At 64.2% G+C, this 15,324-nt stretch carries 18 protein-coding genes; 12 read left to right on the top strand and 6 right to left on the bottom strand.

Annotated features, from left to right (window positions below; translation table 11 throughout):
• Position 1: 1 nt before the first annotated feature.
• Positions 2-484 carry a gamma-glutamylcyclotransferase family protein gene (locus K2U94_RS09935; RefSeq protein ID WP_243067058.1) on the bottom strand — a complete coding sequence of 161 codons (483 nt, stop codon included), beginning with the start codon at positions 482-484 and terminating at the stop codon, positions 2-4.
• Between the two features lie 106 nt (positions 485-590).
• On the opposite strand from K2U94_RS09935, the gene K2U94_RS09930 reads away from it, so the two are divergent.
• A complete protein-coding gene (locus K2U94_RS09930) occupies positions 591-950 on the top strand; it encodes a DUF2147 domain-containing protein (RefSeq protein WP_243067057.1) in 360 nt (119 codons plus the stop codon).
• A 65-nt stretch (positions 951-1,015) separates the two neighbouring features.
• On the opposite strand, the gene K2U94_RS09925 is transcribed toward K2U94_RS09930, so the two are convergent.
• From K2U94_RS09925 to K2U94_RS09915, 3 genes are all read right to left on the bottom strand, one after another.
• The gene (locus tag K2U94_RS09925; protein WP_243067056.1) at positions 1,016-3,022 is read right to left on the bottom strand and encodes an acetyl-CoA carboxylase biotin carboxylase subunit; all 2,007 of its coding nucleotides are present in this window, start codon (positions 3,020-3,022) and stop codon (positions 1,016-1,018) included.
• 130 nt (positions 3,023-3,152) lie between these two features.
• On the bottom strand, positions 3,153-3,620 hold the full coding sequence (locus K2U94_RS09920; protein WP_243067055.1) for a hypothetical protein: 468 nt from the start codon (positions 3,618-3,620) through the stop codon (positions 3,153-3,155).
• A gap of 100 nt (positions 3,621-3,720) precedes the next feature.
• On the bottom strand, positions 3,721-4,212 hold the full coding sequence (locus K2U94_RS09915; protein WP_243067054.1) for a flavin reductase family protein: 492 nt from the start codon (positions 4,210-4,212) through the stop codon (positions 3,721-3,723).
• Positions 4,213-4,630: 418 nt separating this feature from the next.
• Here K2U94_RS09915 and K2U94_RS09910 point away from each other — a divergent pair, with 418 nt between their 5' ends.
• The 8 genes from K2U94_RS09910 (at position 4,631) to K2U94_RS09875 (ending at position 11,319) form a co-directional block, all read left to right on the top strand.
• The gene (locus K2U94_RS09910; RefSeq protein ID WP_243067053.1) at positions 4,631-5,542 is read left to right on the top strand and encodes a branched-chain amino acid ABC transporter permease; all 912 of its coding nucleotides are present in this window, start codon (positions 4,631-4,633) and stop codon (positions 5,540-5,542) included.
• Positions 5,543-5,545: 3 nt separating this feature from the next.
• Positions 5,546-6,865, top strand: a complete 1,320-nt coding sequence (livM, locus tag K2U94_RS09905; protein WP_243067052.1) for a high-affinity branched-chain amino acid ABC transporter permease LivM — start codon at positions 5,546-5,548, stop codon at positions 6,863-6,865.
• Positions 6,866-6,915: 50 nt separating this feature from the next.
• Positions 6,916-7,788 carry an ABC transporter ATP-binding protein gene (locus tag K2U94_RS09900; protein WP_243068844.1) on the top strand — a complete coding sequence of 291 codons (873 nt, stop codon included), beginning with the start codon at positions 6,916-6,918 and terminating at the stop codon, positions 7,786-7,788.
• Positions 7,785-8,507, top strand: a complete 723-nt coding sequence (locus K2U94_RS09895) for an ABC transporter ATP-binding protein (protein WP_243067051.1) — start codon at positions 7,785-7,787, stop codon at positions 8,505-8,507. Before K2U94_RS09900 ends, K2U94_RS09895 begins: the two co-directional genes overlap by 4 nt.
• Positions 8,504-8,812, top strand: coding sequence for a DUF6867 family protein (locus tag K2U94_RS09890; protein WP_243067050.1), 309 nt, complete (start codon positions 8,504-8,506; stop codon positions 8,810-8,812). The genes K2U94_RS09895 and K2U94_RS09890 overlap by 4 nt, the downstream gene beginning before the upstream one ends.
• Before the next feature lie 104 nt (positions 8,813-8,916).
• Positions 8,917-9,477 (top strand): hypothetical protein, encoded by a 561-nt coding sequence (locus tag K2U94_RS09885; RefSeq protein WP_243067049.1) that lies wholly within the window; start codon positions 8,917-8,919, stop codon positions 9,475-9,477.
• Between the two features lie 158 nt (positions 9,478-9,635).
• A complete protein-coding gene (locus K2U94_RS09880) occupies positions 9,636-10,064 on the top strand; it encodes a hypothetical protein (protein WP_243067048.1) in 429 nt (142 codons plus the stop codon).
• Positions 10,065-10,203: 139 nt separating this feature from the next.
• The gene (locus K2U94_RS09875) at positions 10,204-11,319 is read left to right on the top strand and encodes a branched-chain amino acid ABC transporter substrate-binding protein (protein WP_243067047.1); all 1,116 of its coding nucleotides are present in this window, start codon (positions 10,204-10,206) and stop codon (positions 11,317-11,319) included.
• 83 nt (positions 11,320-11,402) lie between these two features.
• On the opposite strand, the gene K2U94_RS09870 is transcribed toward K2U94_RS09875, so the two are convergent.
• Positions 11,403-12,134, bottom strand: a complete 732-nt coding sequence (locus K2U94_RS09870) for a cytochrome c biogenesis CcdA family protein (RefSeq protein WP_243067046.1) — start codon at positions 12,132-12,134, stop codon at positions 11,403-11,405.
• A 113-nt stretch (positions 12,135-12,247) separates the two neighbouring features.
• Between K2U94_RS09870 and K2U94_RS09865 the strand changes: the two genes are divergently transcribed.
• From K2U94_RS09865 to K2U94_RS09855, 3 genes are all read left to right on the top strand, one after another.
• Entirely contained in the window at positions 12,248-13,237 is a 990-nt protein-coding gene (locus K2U94_RS09865) for a P1 family peptidase (RefSeq protein ID WP_243067045.1), read from the top strand.
• Between the two features lie 188 nt (positions 13,238-13,425).
• Positions 13,426-13,839, top strand: a complete 414-nt coding sequence (locus tag K2U94_RS09860; protein ID WP_243067044.1) for a hypothetical protein — start codon at positions 13,426-13,428, stop codon at positions 13,837-13,839.
• Between the two features lie 314 nt (positions 13,840-14,153).
• Entirely contained in the window at positions 14,154-14,897 is a 744-nt protein-coding gene (locus K2U94_RS09855; RefSeq protein WP_243067043.1) for a hypothetical protein, read from the top strand.
• Positions 14,898-14,924: 27 nt separating this feature from the next.
• Here the strand turns inward: K2U94_RS09855 and K2U94_RS09850 are convergent, their stop codons facing one another.
• Positions 14,925-15,305: a hypothetical protein gene (locus K2U94_RS09850; protein WP_243067042.1), complete on the bottom strand. Its 381-nt coding sequence runs from the start codon at positions 15,303-15,305 to the stop codon at positions 14,925-14,927.
• Positions 15,306-15,324 lie beyond the last annotated feature (19 nt).

The following is a 15,324-nucleotide window of genomic DNA, read 5'->3' as shown; positions in this document are numbered from 1 at the left end:
CTCACAGGAAAGAAAGATTCTTGATGGCGCGAAATTTCGTCGGCGCCTCGGGGACGTCCTCGCCGCCGACGCGGCGCAGGTAATCGACATAATCGCTCGAAAGGCCCTGGGCGCGGGCGGCCACGACGATCTGCCGCATGTAATCGGCTGGCGCACGGCCAAGGCTCTTGCCCGGGGCGCCGATATAGACCAGGGCGCGGATCGGCGAAGCGCCCTCGCGCAGGATCGGCTGCGAAATCTTGAGATAGGCGCCCTGCGCCACCCCCTCATAGCGGTCAAGCGCGGCGAGATCGCCGAAACCCAGTTCCCACAGCACCCCCGCGACCATGGCGGCGGGGTCGCGGACGATGGTGGCGAAGCCGTCCGGCATCAGGTCGAAGCGGTGGCGCGGCAGGAAGGCCCGCCCGAGCGCACGCGCGCCGGGGCAGCGCCGCGCCATGGCGGCGGCGTCCATGTTGGAGCCATAGGCGAAATTCAACGGCATGGGAGCGCCTTACCCATATTGATATTGACGTATTTGAATGTGATGATCGCTCGGGCGCGGAAATTGCGCCGAACCGGCACATAAAAGCCGAAACGGGAGGAAACAAATGAAATTTGCAAAATGGGCTGTCGCCATTGCATTCACCGCCGGAATGATCGGCCAGGCCGCGGCGGGCGACGTCGCCGGCTCTTATGCGCGGCCGAATGGCGACAAGGTCAAGGTGTCGGTCGTCGGCGGCAAGCTTTACTGCAAGATCGTCTCCGGCCGCCAGGCGGGTTTCGAAATGTGCCATGGCATGAGCCATGTCGGCGGCTCGATCTGGAAAGGCTCGGACATGAAGCACCCCTCCATGCCCGGCATGATGACCTTCAACGGCACCGTCACCGTTTCCGGCGGCGGCCTGACCATCAAGGGCTGCGCCGTCGGCGAATCGATGTGCGATTCCGAAAGCTGGAAGCGCATCTGATTTCCTGAGCCTTTCCGCATCAAGACTCCCGGCCTTCCCGCCGGGAGTTTCGATTCAGCCGACGCTCAGGCGAATTCCATGATCACCGCATCGACGGCGAGCGAATCGCCTTCCTTGCATTTCAGCGCCTTGACGGTCACGTCGCGCTCGGCGCGCAGCACGTTCTCCATCTTCATCGCCTCGACCATGGCGAGCGGGTCGCCGGCCTTCAGCTCCTGGCCTTCCTTGACGTAAATCGCCTTGACGAGGCCCGGCATCGGACAGAGCAGCACCTTGGAAGTGTCAGCGACCGTCTTCTCCGGCATGATCGCATAGAATTCCGCCTCGCGGCGGGTGAAGACGCGGGCCTCGACGCTCACGCCGGCATGGGCGATGTCGAAGCCGTTGAGGATCGGACGGACCTGGACCGCAGTTTTTTCCCCGTCGATCAGGCCGTTCCAGACCGGCTCGCCCGGAACCCAGTCGGATTCCAGCCGATGGGCGTGGCCGCCCTCGGCGAAACGCACGAGAAGCGCGCCTTCGCCCGCGTCGATCTCGATGTCGTAATGATCCTTGTCTAGGGTCACCGTGCGCTCGGTCTTGAATTTCACCGGCTTCTGCGTCTGCATCTGGCCGGAAATCTGGCGCTTGCGCTCGTTGTAAAGGTTGTCGACGAAGGCCGCGACCGCCGCCATGCGATGGGCGATCTCGCCCTTCGGCTTCAGAGGAGAGAAACCGTCGGGATATTCCTCGGCGATGAAGCCGGTCGATATATGGCCCGAACGCCAGCGCTCGTGCTGCATCAGCGACGACAGGAAGGGGATGTTGTGGCGGATGCCGTCGATGACGAAGCCGTCGAGCGCGCGCGACTGCGCGTCGATCGCGGTGAGGCGGTCGCCGGCGTGGGTCACGAGCTTGGCGATCATCGGATCGTAATAGATCGAGATTTCGCCGCCTTCATAGACGCCGGTGTCGTTGCGCACGGTGACGCCTTCCGCGCGGCCCTCGTCCGGCGGACGATATTTGACCAGCCGCCCGGTGGACGGCAGGAAGTTGCGGGTCGGGTCCTCGGCGTAGATGCGGCTCTCGACCGCCCAGCCCTTCAGATGAACGTCGCTCTGCTTGATCGCGAGCGGCTCGCCGGCGGCGACGCGGATCATCTGCTCGACTAGATCGACGCCGGTGACCAACTCGGTCACCGGATGCTCGACCTGCAGGCGGGTGTTCATTTCGAGGAAGTAGAAGCTCTTGTCCTGCCCGGCGACGAATTCGACCGTGCCGGCGGAATCGTAATTGACCGCCTTGGCGAGCGCTATCGCCTGCTCGCCCATCTTGCGGCGGGTCTCCTCGTCGAGCAGCGGCGACGGCGCCTCCTCGATCACCTTCTGGTTGCGGCGCTGAATCGAACATTCGCGCTCGCCGAGATAGATGACATTGCCGTGCTTGTCGCCCAGCACCTGGATTTCGATATGGCGCGGATTGACGATGAATTTTTCGACGAAGACGCGGTCGTCGCCAAACGAGCTCTTGGCTTCCGATTTGGCGCGGGCAAAACCTTCGGCCACTTCCTCGCGGGTTTGGGCGATGCGCATGCCCTTGCCGCCGCCGCCGGCCGAGGCTTTCAAAATCACCGGATAGCCGATGCCGTCGGCGATCTTCACCGCCTCCTCGGGCGTTTCGATCACGCCGAGGAAGCCGGGCACGGTGCTGACCTTGGCGGCGTTGGCGAATTTCTTCGATTCAATCTTGTCGCCCATCGCCTCGATCGCCCCGACATTGGGGCCGATGAAGACGATATTGTTGCTTTTGAGAGCCTCGGCGAAGGCGGCGCGCTCGGAGAGGAAACCATAGCCGGGATGGACGGCCTCGGCGCCGGTCTTCTTGCAGGCGTCGATGATTTTCTCGATGATCAGATAGGATTCCGCGGCGGGGGGCGCGCCGATATGGACGCCTTCATCGGCCATTTCGACGTGGAGGGCGTCCTTGTCGGCGTCGGAATAGACGGCGACCGTCTTGATGCCCATCCGCCGCGCGGTCTTGATGACGCGGCAGGCGATTTCGCCACGATTGGCGATCAAAATTTTCTTGAACATTCAGGCCCCGGAGCGGAACGAACCCGGCCTTGCGGCGGCAAGGCCCATGCTGACGATTGGATCGAACCGCTTTTATGGGAAGTCGCCGCCCTCGTCCAGCAGCCAAAGGACTAGGAGCGGCTTGACTTTTTCAGGCCTCCCGGGCGAGCTCCGCCTGAATTTCGGGCATCTGGACGCGGGCGCGGACGGCGGCGACCAGCCAGGGCGGCGCGCGATGGGCTTCGGCCAGCACATTGGCGAGCAAAGCGACGCCGGTGACCGGACGGCAGCGGTCCGCCTCCCGGACGAGCCATTCGGCGTCGCCGTCCGAAACGATTCCGGTGGGCCGGCATTGCCAGACCGCATGGTCGGTCAGGCATTCGACGAAAAATTCGGTCCATTCGGCGCAAGGCGCGTCCTGGACGCGGTCGAGGTCGAACAGGGCCTGAGCCTCGTCGCGGCTCACGCCCTCGTCCTCGAACAGGGCGCGGCGCAGCTGGCGCACCTCGGCCGGGGCGAGATTTCGGCCGGCCTGGGCCAGCGAGGAAATCATGGCGCGGCGCTCATCCAGCGCCTCCACGCCATAAAGGGTAATTTTCGCGGCGCTTGCTTGTCTCATGGTCGGCCTCTCCGTCATGTCCAGAGGCTAACGCGCGCCGAATTGCTCGAAGCTAAAGGATTAGAGTCAACAGGTGGAAAGGTTAACCCGTTCTTCTCTTTCACAGTTCGTCGTCGCTGCGCCGGTAGGCGCGGCGGTGATAGAGCAGGCCCGCGCCTTCGTCGCGGCGGGCGACGGCCACGACCTCGCCGATCAGAATGTGATGCGTGCCGACGTCCTTCGCCTCAATCAGGCGGCAGTCGAAATTGGCCAGCGCGCCTTCGAGCAGCGGCGCGCCGGTCGCACCCTTGCGCCATAAGCCATGGGTGAATTTTTCGGCAAAATGCTCGTCGGTGCGGCCGGCGAAAATATCTGCGAGCTTCTGGTCCGCGGCGCCAAGCGAATTCACGCTGAACGCCTTGTTCTTGAGGAAGCGCGGCGCGGAGGGCGATTGGCGGTTGACGCAGACCAGCAAAGTCGCGGGCTGATCGGTGACGGACGCAAGCGCGGTCACGGTCATGCCGGCGAGTCCCGCTGGTCCGTCGGTGGCGATGATATGCACAGGCGAGGCGATTTCGCTCATCGCGTCGCGATAGGCCTTGGGATCGAGCATCAAACTTCCTTCGAGCATCCGCCGTGATTAGCACTATCCGCGCGCCGCGGGAAAGCCGCCCGGTCGATGGGGCGTTCCGTTCCGGCGCCGGAAAAGCCATCGGCCGCCGGCGTCAGGCTTGCGAAGATCGCCCAGATCACTCAATACGCGATTATTCCGATCCCGAGGTGTGGAGCTTTCCGGCCTGGTCGCTCGATGACAAATGACAAGTGGCTGTGGCTGGGGGCTGTGGCTGGGCGCGCGTTTCGCCGGCGTCGCCCGGGCCTGCGACAATCCGGATTGGGCCGTGCTCCCCTGGCCGGCGTTGGCGAAGCTCTCACATAACACGCGCTGAGCCGCGCCGCGTCAGGACGAAATATTGCGACCCGGCGCCGGCCTTGCTAGCGTGACATGAGTGGCGGGCGATTCCGGGGCGCGAATGGAAGTTTTTCTGCAACAGCTCATCAACGGCGTCACCCTCGGCTCGATCTACGGGCTGATCGCCATCGGCTATACGATGGTCTATGGCATTATCGGCATGGTGAATTTCGCCCATGGCGACGTCTTCATGCTCTCGGCCTTCATCGCGCTGCTGCTGCTGCTGTTGATGAAATCCGCCGGCCTGCCCTCGGGCGTCCTCTTCATCCTCGTGTTGTTCGGCTCGATGTGCATCACCGCCTTGTGGAATTTCGTGATCGAGCGCGTCGCCTATCGCCGCCTGCGCGGCTCGTTCCGGCTGGCGCCGCTGATCTCGGCGATCGGCATGTCCACCTTCCTTTCCAATTTCGTCACCGTCACCCAGGGACCGAACAACAAGTCCATTCCGCCGCTGCTCGAAAAGGTCATCCTGCTGACCCACGACAATTCCTATGACGTGACGCTCTCCTACAAGCAGATATTGATCGTCACGGTCACGGCGGTCCTGCTCGCCGCCTTCTGGTTCGTGGTGCAGAAGACGCCGCTCGGGCGGGCGCAGCGCGCCTGCGAGCAGGACGCCAAAATGGCCGCTTTGCTCGGCGTGGACGTCGATCGCACCATCGCCTTGACCTTCGTGATCGGGGCGGCGCTGGCGGCGGTCGCCGGATTCCTGTTCCTGCTGCAATATGGCGTGGTCAAATCCACCGACGGCTTCGTCCCCGGCGTGAAGGCTTTTACCGCGGCTGTCCTTGGCGGCATCGGATCGCTGCCCGGCGCGGTCCTCGGCGGGCTCGCCATCGGCCTGATCGAAACCTTGTGGGGCCAGTATTTTTCCAGCGACTACAAGGACGTCGCCGCCTTTTCCATCCTCGCCGTCACCCTCATCTTCATGCCCTCCGGCCTGCTCGGGCGGCCCGACGTCGAAAAGGTCTGACGTTTGAGCGCGCAGCCGTCCCTCCTCTCCCGCGCCTTCCGGGAAGCGAGCGTCGCGGCGCTGGTGGTGGCGGTCCTCGGCTTCCCCATCCTCGCCTACCGCGCCGCGCCCGATTTCAACAATGTGCTGACTCTGCGCGCGCGCTGGCCCCTCTATTTCACTTTCTGCGCGCTCGGCTTCGCCCTGCGCTTCGTGCTCACCCTATGGAACGGGCGGCCGAGGACCCTGAAAGCGGAAGTCGCGGCGGCGAAACCGGCGGTGAAAAGGCCGTGGCTCGCCTGGCTCGGCGTGGCGGCGCTGATCGCCTATCCGCTGGCGGTGACAGCCCTGCTCGGGCCTCGCCCGGCGCTGAAATGGGTGGACACGTTCGGCGTCCAGATTTTGCTTTATGTCCTGCTCGGCTGGGGCCTGAACATCACCGTCGGCCTCGCCGGCCTGCTCGATCTCGGCTATGCCGCCTTCTACGCCGTCGGGGCCTATGCCTATGCCCTGCTTGCCCCGCTCACCGGCCTATCGTTCTGGTCCCTGCTCCCCGTCTGCGGCATGCTCGCGGCGCTGTGGGGGGTCTGTATCGGCTTCCCGATCCTGCGCCTGCGCGGCGACTATCTCGCCATCGTCACTTTGGCCTTCGCCGAGATCGTCCGCATGGTGCTGATCAACTGGGACGTGGTGACCCATGGCGAACAGGGCCTGTTCAACTTCCCCCACATCACCTTTTTCGGCCTGCCCTTCATCCCCGGCCCGCGCGGCTTCGACGCCCATTTCGGCCTGCATTTCGCCGCCGTCCACAAGCTGATCTTCCTTTATTTCGTGGTGCTGGCGCTGGCTTTGCTCGCCAATGTCGTCTCGATTCGCCTGCGCCGCCTGCCGCTCGGTCGCGCCTGGGAGGCCCTGCGCGAGGATGAGATCGCCTGCCGGGCGCTCGGCCTCGACACCGCCAATATCAAACTCACCGCCTTTGCGCTCGGCGCCTTTTTCGCGGGAATCGCCGGCTGCCTGTTCGCGCTCCGGCAGGGCGTGGTGTCGCCTTCGAGCTTCACCTTCAACGAGAGCGCGACCATCCTCGCCATCGTCGTGCTGGGCGGGCGCGGCTCGCAATGGGGCGTGGCGCTCGCCGCCGTGCTGATCGTCGGCGCGTCGGAGCTGCTGCGCCAGCTCAATTTCCTGAAAATGGTCTTCGGACCGGATTTCGACCCGGCGCAATATCGCATGCTGCTGGTCGGCCTCGCCATGGTGGCGATGATGAATTTCCGCCCGCGCGGCATTGTTTCCGCGCGCGAGCCCACCATCAAGCTCCTCCCGGTCGCGGAGGCGGCGGAGTGACCGCGTCGCGCTGGATCGCCGATCCACTGCTGCGGGTCGATTCGCTGACCATGCGCTTCGGCGGCCTCGTCGCGGTCAATGACGTGTCCTTCGCGGTCGGGCGCGGCGACATCACCGCGCTGATCGGCCCCAATGGCGCCGGCAAGACCACCTTGTTCAACTGCCTGACCGGCTTCTACAAGCCGACGGCCGGGCGCATCGCCTTTTCCCCGAAGGGCCCGCTGTGGGACGACCGCATCGAGGCGCTCACCGCCTCGGCCCGGCGTTTTTCGCGCGGCGGCGAGAACCTTTTCCTGCTGGAGCGCATGCCCGATTACGAGATCGCCAAAAAGGCGCGGGTCGCGCGGACTTTTCAGAACATCCGCCTCTTCCCGGGCATGAGCGCGCTGGAAAATCTCATCATCGCCCAGCATGTCGCGCTGACGCCGGCGTCGGGCTATGGGTTCTTCGGCCTGCTGGGCCTTCCGATTTACCGCCGCGCGGAAGAAAAGGCGGTCGCCAAGGCGAAAGACTGGCTGGAGCGGATCGGCTTGCGCGCCCGCGCCAACGATCCGGCCGGCGAATTGCCCTATGGCGACCAGCGTCGGCTGGAAATCGCCCGCGCCATGTGCACGGACCCCTATCTTTTGTGCCTCGACGAGCCGGCCGCCGGCCTCAACGGCCACGAATCCGCAGAATTAGCAAAACTATTACGTGAAATTCGCGATTTGGACGGTGTTTCTCTTCTTCTGATCGAACATGACATGGCGGTGGTCATGGCGATTTCCGACCATATCGTCGTGCTCGACTACGGCCAGAAAATCGCCGACGGCTCGCCGGCCGAAATACGCGAAGACCCGGCGGTGATCGCCGCCTATCTCGGCGTCGCCGAAGAGGAAGCCGAAACGGCGGAGCACGCGCTGGAACGCGGGGCGGACCAATGAGCGCCCTGCTCTCCATTCGCGGCGCCGCCGCCTTCTATGGCGCGGTTCAGGCGCTCAAGGGCGTCGATCTCGACGTCAACAAAGGCGAGATCGTCGCCCTGATCGGCGCCAATGGCGCGGGCAAATCGACCCTGATGATGAGCGTATTCGGCGCGCCGCGCCTGCGCAGCGGCAAAATCCTGTATGACGGCCAGGACATCACCGACCTGCCGACCCATGAGATCGCGCGGCTGTCGATCGCGCAATCGCCGGAAGGCCGGCGCATCTTTTCGCGCATGACGGTTTTCGAAAATCTCCAGATGGGCGCGTCGGTGACGAAGTTCGATCGCTTCGCCGAAAATCTCGAACGGGTTTACGCCATTTTCCCGCGGCTGAAAGAGCGCGCCGGCCAGCGCGGCGGCACGCTTTCCGGTGGCGAGCAGCAGATGCTGGCCATCGCACGCGCCCTGATGAGCCGGCCCAAGCTGCTGCTGCTCGACGAGCCTTCGCTCGGGCTCGCGCCGCTGATCTGCCGCCAGATTTTCGACGTGGTCCGGCGGTTGAACCAGGAAGAGGGCATTTCCGTCTTTCTCGTCGAGCAGGACGCCCATCACGCGCTGAAACTCGCCCATCGCGGCTATGTCCTGGTCAATGGCGCCATCGCCATGCAGGGCTCGGGCACGGAATTGTTGCGCGACCCGAAAATCCGCGCCGCCTATCTCGAAGGAGGCGGCCATTGAACGCCAGCTTCGTCATCGGCGACCCGCGCGTCTTCTTCGGCGTCACGATCGTTCTCGGCGGCCTCGCCTCCTTCGCCGCCGGCCGCGCGGTGGCTTTGACCTGGCGGCCGTTGTGGCTGCTGGCGCTTTACGGCCTGCCGCTCGCCTTCGCCATGCGCTTCCTGCAATGGTCACTCTTTGGCGAACCGCTCGCCGCGCCGCTTGCCGCGCTCGTCGCCTATGGCTGGTCGCTCGCGGTCCAGGGCTTTTCGTGGCGCCTGGCGCGCGAAGCGCTGATTCGCCGCCAATATCCCTGGCGAACTTAGGTAATTGCCGCTTTTTCGTGATTTTTTGGCTGCTTCGCTGGCGACCCTCCCGCCGCGAGGCCATTTGGTTGTCATGGCCCGATCCGTTTTCAGGGAGACGTCCAATGGCCCGCATGATCGCCGTTCTTCTCGCGGCTTCATTGGCCGGCGCGAATTTCGCCGGCGCCGAAGCCGCGCCGATCTCGCCTTCGACCCTACGCGGCCCGGCGCCGCTCCCGGTCGAGCAGATCGCCTATAAACATCCGGTTCACCACGCTTATCGCCACCGCCACGTTTACCGCCATCGCGTTTACCGCCATCGCGTTTACCGACGCCATTATGTTTACCACCGCCGCTATTACCGGCGCTATTACGGCTATGATCCCGGCGCGGCGATCTTCGGCGCGGTCGTCGGCGGCCTTTTGGCCAATCCCTGCCTCTATGGCGGCTGTTATAATTATGGCTACTATGGCCCTTACGTCTATAGCGGTCCCGGCTGGGGCGGCGGCTATTATGGCGGCGGCTGGGGCGGGCGCGGTTTCTATCGCGGCGGGTTCCATGGCGGAGGGTTCCATGGCGGAGGGTTCCATGGCGGAGGGTTCCACGGCGGAGGCTTCCATCACGGAGGTTTCCATGGCGGAGGTTTCCATGGCGGAGGTTTCCACGGCCGCGGTTTCCATCGGTAAACCGGCAAACCTGGGCGCCTGATTCCACGGGCGAGGGAGCTTTTCCTGCTCCCGGCCAGGGGCGCCGCCTTCCTGTGATTTTAGCGGCATTGCAGGTGACCTCCCGGGCGCGGGGCGATATAAGTCAAAAAGGCTGGAACTCTTGAAGGAGACGCCTGATGCGCCGCCTGTCCAACATTTTGCTCGCGACTTGTCTGATCTGCGGCGGATTCGCCGGCGCCCAAGCCGCGCCGATGAAAAAGGCCAGCCATTGGCGCCATCAATATGACGGCCATTATGAAACCCTCTATGACGGCCGTTACTGGCCGGCCTCCCCATCGCCAGCCCGTAGCGTCGGATTTGCCGCGACATCCGTCGTCGGCATCGTCGGCGGCGTTCTGACCAATCCCTGCTATCTGGGCGGCTGCCTTGCCGACCCTCGCGACGCGTGCCGTCCGGGAAGCTCCTGCAGCGGAAGCTGGGGCGGCGTGACCGCGGCGGATGAGCGCTCCACCACGGCGGCTTACCAGGCGCTTTCGAGGAAGGCGTCCGAAATGGCCGCCAAAGGCCAGGTGTCGCCCGTCACCATCGATACGGGAAGCAAATGAGGCGGGACAGGTGCGCCATGGCGCGCGCCAAAGGGCGCTTCATCGGCGCCTTGCCCGCGGCCCAGAACAATTTTAAGCATTGTTGACGAAGAGGCCGCCCATGCGCGGGCCTTGCCGCCTGGGCGCAAGGGAGTTCGATATGCGGGTAGGACTGTTGGCGGCTCTGCTGGCCGCCGCGTTTTTTTCCGGCGCCGCCCGCGCTGAGATCAAAATGGGCGTCGGCGCGCCGATCACCGGATCCGACGCGGCGTTTGGCGCGCAGCTCAAGAACGGCGCCGAACAGGCGGTCGCCGACATCAACGCCGCCGGCGGCATTCTCGGCCAGAAGGTGACGCTCGAAGTCGGCGACGACGCCGCCGACGCCAAGCAGGGCCGCTCGGTCGCCAACCAGTTCATCGGCGACGGCGTGTCCTTCGTCATCGGCCATTTCAACTCGTCCGTCACCATGCCGGCCTCGGACGCCTATAACGAGGCGGGCGTGCTGGAGATCACCCCGGGCTCGACCAATCCGCAGATCACCGAGCGCGGCATCCCCATGCTGTTTCGCACCTGCGGACGCGACGACCAGCAGGGCGCGGTGGCGGCGGCCTATCTGATCGCCCACGCCAAGGGCAAAAGAATAGCGATCATCCACGACAAATCGACCTATGGCAAAGGCCTCGCCGACGAGACCCGCAAGAGGCTCCACGCCGCGGGCGTCCAGGAAGTGCTGTATGAGGGCCTCAATCCCGGCGAGAAGGACTATTCCAGCATCGTCTCCAAGATCAAATCGGTCGACGCCGACATCGTGTTTTTCGGCGGCGTCCATACCGAGGGCGGTCTGCTGGTGCGCCAGATGCGCGACCAGGGCGTCGAGGCGACCCTGATGGGCGGCGACGGCATCGCCTCCCAGGAGTTCGCGGCCATCGCTGGGCCCGGCGTGGTCGGCACGCTGATGACCTTCCCGCCCGACCCGCGCCTGCGCCCGGAAGCCGCCGCCGTGGTCAAGGAATTCGAGGCCAGGCACTATAATCCGGAGACCTACACGCTTTACAGCTACGCCGCCGTCCAGGTCATCGCCCAGGCCATCGAAAAGGCCAAGTCGACCGACCCGACCGCGGTCGCCAAGGTTCTGCACGACGACGGCCCGTTCAAGACCGTGGTTGGCGATCTCTCCTTCGACGCCAAGGGCGACGTGAAGCGCGCGGACTACGTCGTCTACCAATGGCGCAAGGGCCCGGACGGCAAGATCACTTATTTCCAGCTGGATAAGTAAGTAAGCGGGCCGCCACCCCCTCTTCGCGCAATGGGCAGACCCTGCGGACGCCCTAATGCGCGGAAAGGCGAGAAGGCTCTCCTTCACCCCAGATTCGCCAACCCCGGAAAGGTCTGAAGCAGCCAGAAGCTCACGTTCTGGATGCCGCCGGTGAGGAACAGCACGCCGGTAGCCACCAGCAGCACGCCGACCAGCCGCTCCACTTTCCCGAAATGGGCCTTGAACCGCCGCAGGAAATGGACGAAGGGCTCCATCGCCAGCGCCGCGAGCAGGAAGGGAATGCCGAGGCCGAGGGAATAGGCCGCGAGCAGGACGGCGCCCTGCGTGACCGTCTGTTCCGACGAAGCCACCGCGAGAATGGCGGCGAGAATCGGCCCGATGCACGGCGTCCAGCCGAAGGCGAAAGCGAGGCCCATCACATAGGCGCCCCAGAGCCCCACCGGCTTTTCGACGCTCACGCGCTTCTCGCGATAAAGCAGGCTCAGCTTGAACACGCCCAGGAAGTGCAGGCCCATGGCGATGATGACGAGACCGGCGAGCGTCGAAAACAATGGCAGATGGGCGCGCACGGTCTGGCCCACCGCCGAGGCCGTCGCGCCGAGAACGACGAAAACCGTGGAAAAACCGAGCACGAACAGCACGGCCGCGATCAAAGTGTCGCGCCGCGCCCGCCTTTCGCCGCCTTCGACCAGTTCCTCCAGCCCCGTGCCGGCGATGAAGGTGAGATAGGGCGGCACCAGAGGGAGCACGCAGGGGCTCAGGAACGACAGCAGGCCAGCCACGCCCGCCGCGGAAATCGTCACATTGCTCGTCATGTCTTCCCCGTTTCCGCCCCCGCGCGATCAGGTCGCGCATTGTCGCAAGACCTCGATCTCCGCTGCTTATACGCTAGAATTCGAACGATGTTTCAAGCACGAAGAGGCAAGGCATGCGCAACCTGATCACCGATGTCGCCGGCGTCAAGGTCGGCTCGGCCCATGACGGGAAACTCGCCTCCGGCGTCACCGCCCTCGTTTTCGACGCGCCTGCGACCGCTTCGCTCGCCATTTCCGGCGGCGCGCCGGGCCTGCGCGATGCGGCTTTGCTCGAAGCCGACATGACGGTGCAACAAATTGACGCACTTGTCCTCTCTGGCGGCTCGGCCTTCGGGCTCGACGCCGTCGGCGGCGTCCAGTCGGCTTTGCGCGAGATCGGGCGCGGCTTCGAGGTCGCCGGCCAGTTCGTGCCGATCGTCCCCGGCGCGATATTGTTCGATCTCGCCAACGGCGGAGACAAAAGCTTCTGGGGCGAACCGGCCTATTGGCGACTCGGGAAAGCAGCGGCGCGGGCGGCGGCAGCGGATTTCGCGCTCGGCAGCCATGGCGCGGGGCTTGGCGCGACGCTCGTCGATCTCAAGGGCGGACTTGGCTCGGCCAGCGCCCGGACGCCGGAGGGATTCGTCGTCGGCGCATTGGTCGCGGCCAACGCCGTCGGTCAGGCGACCATCGGCGAGACGCCGCATTTCTGGGCCGCGCCCTATGAGCAAGGCGACGAATTCGGCGGCCTCGGCTGGCCCGCCCAACTGCCTGCAGGCGCATTGACGCTGAAAATGAAGGGCGCGGCGCCGCAAAACACCAATATCGCCATTGTCGCCACCGACGCCACGCTGACCAAGGCGCAGGCCAAGCGCATGGCGGTGATGGCGCAGGACGGTCTGGCGCGGGCCTTGCGGCCCGTCCACGCGGCCATGGACGGCGACACGGTCTTTTCCGCCGCCACCGGGCGGGCGAAAGGCAACGTGGACGCTCTCGCGTTGACGACCATCGGCGCCGTAGCCGCCGATTGCCTCGCCCGCGCCGTGGCGCGGGCCGTTTACGAGGCTACGTCCCTGCCCTTCGCCGGCGCTCTGCCGGGCTGGCGGGAGAAGTTCGCGTCTTAGCGAGGCGTTTGCAGATCCGTGCCGCGGGTTTCCTCAAAACGACACGGATGATAATATTTTCATGCGACGTTTTGTCTTTTCCCGCGCGCGCGGGAGGAAGGCATGATGTCTCAGTTGGGCAAGGGCGGTCGCCAGAAACCATCCATAATCCGGACGCCGCTCTGCCGAATAAGCAACAGGGGAGAGTCATGGGCGAACTGAATTTCCCACGATTGAGTTCCATTGCCTTGGCGGCGGGGATAAGCATTCTGGCGACGGCCGCGGTCGCCGAACAGCCGGCGGCTCAGTCCGGCGCTTCTCCGCCGCCGGCGACTGCGCAACAGGCGCCCGCCGAGCATCGCGCCAATCCCTACGCCGGCCATGCCTATCCCTATGCCGGCTACGCCTATCCCTATGCGGGTTACCGCTATCCCTATTACGGCGGCTACAACTATCCCTATTACGGCTACGGCTATCCCTATTACGGCGGCTACGGCTATCCCGCTTATGGCTATTACGATCCCTATTATGGCCCCTATGGCGACCGAGACTGGGGTCCGTGGGGCCGTCGCGGTTGGGGCCCGTGGGACCGCGGCAGCTGGTGGCCCTGGGACTGGTGGTGATCCGCGCGGGCGTCAAGCCGGCTTCCCTGAACGGACAGAATTCGCTGGCCGCCTCACGAGGCGCCCTGCCTTTCAGCCCCATGGCTACGCCAATTTTGCGGCTTGAGCAGGTCGAGGGTGACCCATTCGGCGCGACGGCAAACGCGGGCGCATCGCCGGTCTGGCGGTCCGACTCTCGTAAACGCATCGCCTGTTTCCAGCCATAAACCGATGCGATAACGCTACGGTCAAGCGATTGTCCCTAACGATATCGCAATTGATGTGTTGGCTTTTCGGTCACATCCTTTGAAGTTCTTGCGCGCCAGGGAAGAGAAATGCACCGCGTCAAATTCCGTTTGATTGAGCCGCGTCTTGAACCCCGGCGCATCAGGATGCCTGTGCCTGGCTGGGCGGGCGACCCTCAGCCGCGGGCGGACGGTTCGCAGGAACAGCCCTGGCACTGCACGCCGTTTTCCGAAATGGCGAAATACAGCGTTGAAATTCTTTATCCTTACGACCACGAAATTCGCGTTTCGACGCGGAGCGGACGTTTCGCTTTCGAGGGCGATTTCGGTCCTCCGCCTGACGATGAGCGCGCATGGCCGCCGTTTCGCTCGTTCGGAGACGGCTTTTACACCTTTCAGCTCCTGCTGGATTTAAAGCCGGAACTCGGATTCGCCACGAGAATCGATCCCCATCCTCGCTATTTCACCGATCCGACGGATACGACTCCTCTGGCCGTGCCAGCGTTGATTCGTAACTGGTGGCCGATGATTTATTTTATTGTCTTCAAGGCGCCTCCGGAGGGACGAACCCATATTTTCCGACCGGGCGAGCCAATGGCGCAATTCAGTTTCGTTCCCGAAGACCCGGATTTCGTCCTTGAGCCTATGACGGAAGACGAAGCGGCCGAACGGGAATTGCAGTCGCGACGCATTTACGAGAGCAGATCCACGCTCGGCGCCGACAGCCAGTGGCTCTCATCGACAAACACTGTCTTTGACGCCACCTATCGCCGCCTGCACGGCGCAATGCGCGGCGATAGGTCGAAGCGCCCGGATGACGAGGATCTGGGATGAAGTCTGGCGGATAGACGCGCCGGATTCCTATTGGCCCTCCCATCCACCTCCCTGCCAATGGTGGTGATGGTGGTGATGATGATGGTGGTGGTGGGGATACCACGGCGTCTGCGGATAATAATCGTGATGATGGTGGTGATGATGATGACGGGGGTAGTAGTAATAGCCGTCACCGCCGTCATAATAATATTGGGCCAGTTGAACGTTCGCTTCCGCTTTCCGCCGCTCGCCCTGGTCACGCGCGACTGCATCGGCCGCTTTGAGCTGCTCCACGGCATTGGGAATGGGTTTCAGCAGCTCGGCATAGGCATTGGCGCGCGAAATCGTTTGCGCGGGAACCGCAGCATGAGCCGCCGCCAAGGAAGTGACCGCCAGAACGCCGGCTAATCCGGCAGCTTTTTTGTCCATTTTGCACCCTTGCCTGCCG

It is taken from the genome of Candidatus Rhodoblastus alkanivorans, from assembly GCF_022760755.1.
Classification (GTDB): Bacteria; Pseudomonadota; Alphaproteobacteria; order Rhizobiales; family Beijerinckiaceae; genus Rhodoblastus; species Rhodoblastus alkanivorans.
This window is presented reverse-complemented; position numbering and strand designations above follow the sequence as displayed.

Excerpts from the sequence above, each read along its gene's own strand:
- K2U94_RS09865 (WP_243067045.1), top strand. The coding sequence starts at position 12,248 with ATGCGCAACCTGATCACCGATGTCGCCGGCGTCAAGGTCGGCTCGGCC.
- K2U94_RS09900 (WP_243068844.1), top strand. The coding sequence starts at position 6,916 with ATGCGCTTCGGCGGCCTCGTCGCGGTCAATGACGTGTCCTTCGCGGTC.
- K2U94_RS09910 (WP_243067053.1), top strand. The coding sequence starts at position 4,631 with ATGGAAGTTTTTCTGCAACAGCTCATCAACGGCGTCACCCTCGGCTCG.
- K2U94_RS09850 (WP_243067042.1), bottom strand. The coding sequence starts at position 15,305 with ATGGACAAAAAAGCTGCCGGATTAGCCGGCGTTCTGGCGGTCACTTCC.
- K2U94_RS09895 (WP_243067051.1), top strand. The coding sequence starts at position 7,785 with ATGAGCGCCCTGCTCTCCATTCGCGGCGCCGCCGCCTTCTATGGCGCG.
- K2U94_RS09925 (WP_243067056.1), bottom strand. The coding sequence starts at position 3,022 with ATGTTCAAGAAAATTTTGATCGCCAATCGTGGCGAAATCGCCTGCCGC.
- K2U94_RS09935 (WP_243067058.1), bottom strand. The coding sequence starts at position 484 with ATGCCGTTGAATTTCGCCTATGGCTCCAACATGGACGCCGCCGCCATG.
- K2U94_RS09870 (WP_243067046.1), bottom strand. The coding sequence starts at position 12,134 with ATGACGAGCAATGTGACGATTTCCGCGGCGGGCGTGGCTGGCCTGCTG.
- K2U94_RS09855 (WP_243067043.1), top strand. The coding sequence starts at position 14,154 with ATGCACCGCGTCAAATTCCGTTTGATTGAGCCGCGTCTTGAACCCCGG.
- K2U94_RS09860 (WP_243067044.1), top strand. The coding sequence starts at position 13,426 with ATGGGCGAACTGAATTTCCCACGATTGAGTTCCATTGCCTTGGCGGCG.
- K2U94_RS09930 (WP_243067057.1), top strand. The coding sequence starts at position 591 with ATGAAATTTGCAAAATGGGCTGTCGCCATTGCATTCACCGCCGGAATG.
- K2U94_RS09885 (WP_243067049.1), top strand. The coding sequence starts at position 8,917 with ATGGCCCGCATGATCGCCGTTCTTCTCGCGGCTTCATTGGCCGGCGCG.
- K2U94_RS09915 (WP_243067054.1), bottom strand. The coding sequence starts at position 4,212 with ATGCTCGATCCCAAGGCCTATCGCGACGCGATGAGCGAAATCGCCTCG.
- K2U94_RS09920 (WP_243067055.1), bottom strand. The coding sequence starts at position 3,620 with ATGAGACAAGCAAGCGCCGCGAAAATTACCCTTTATGGCGTGGAGGCG.
- K2U94_RS09875 (WP_243067047.1), top strand. The coding sequence starts at position 10,204 with ATGCGGGTAGGACTGTTGGCGGCTCTGCTGGCCGCCGCGTTTTTTTCC.
- K2U94_RS09880 (WP_243067048.1), top strand. The coding sequence starts at position 9,636 with ATGCGCCGCCTGTCCAACATTTTGCTCGCGACTTGTCTGATCTGCGGC.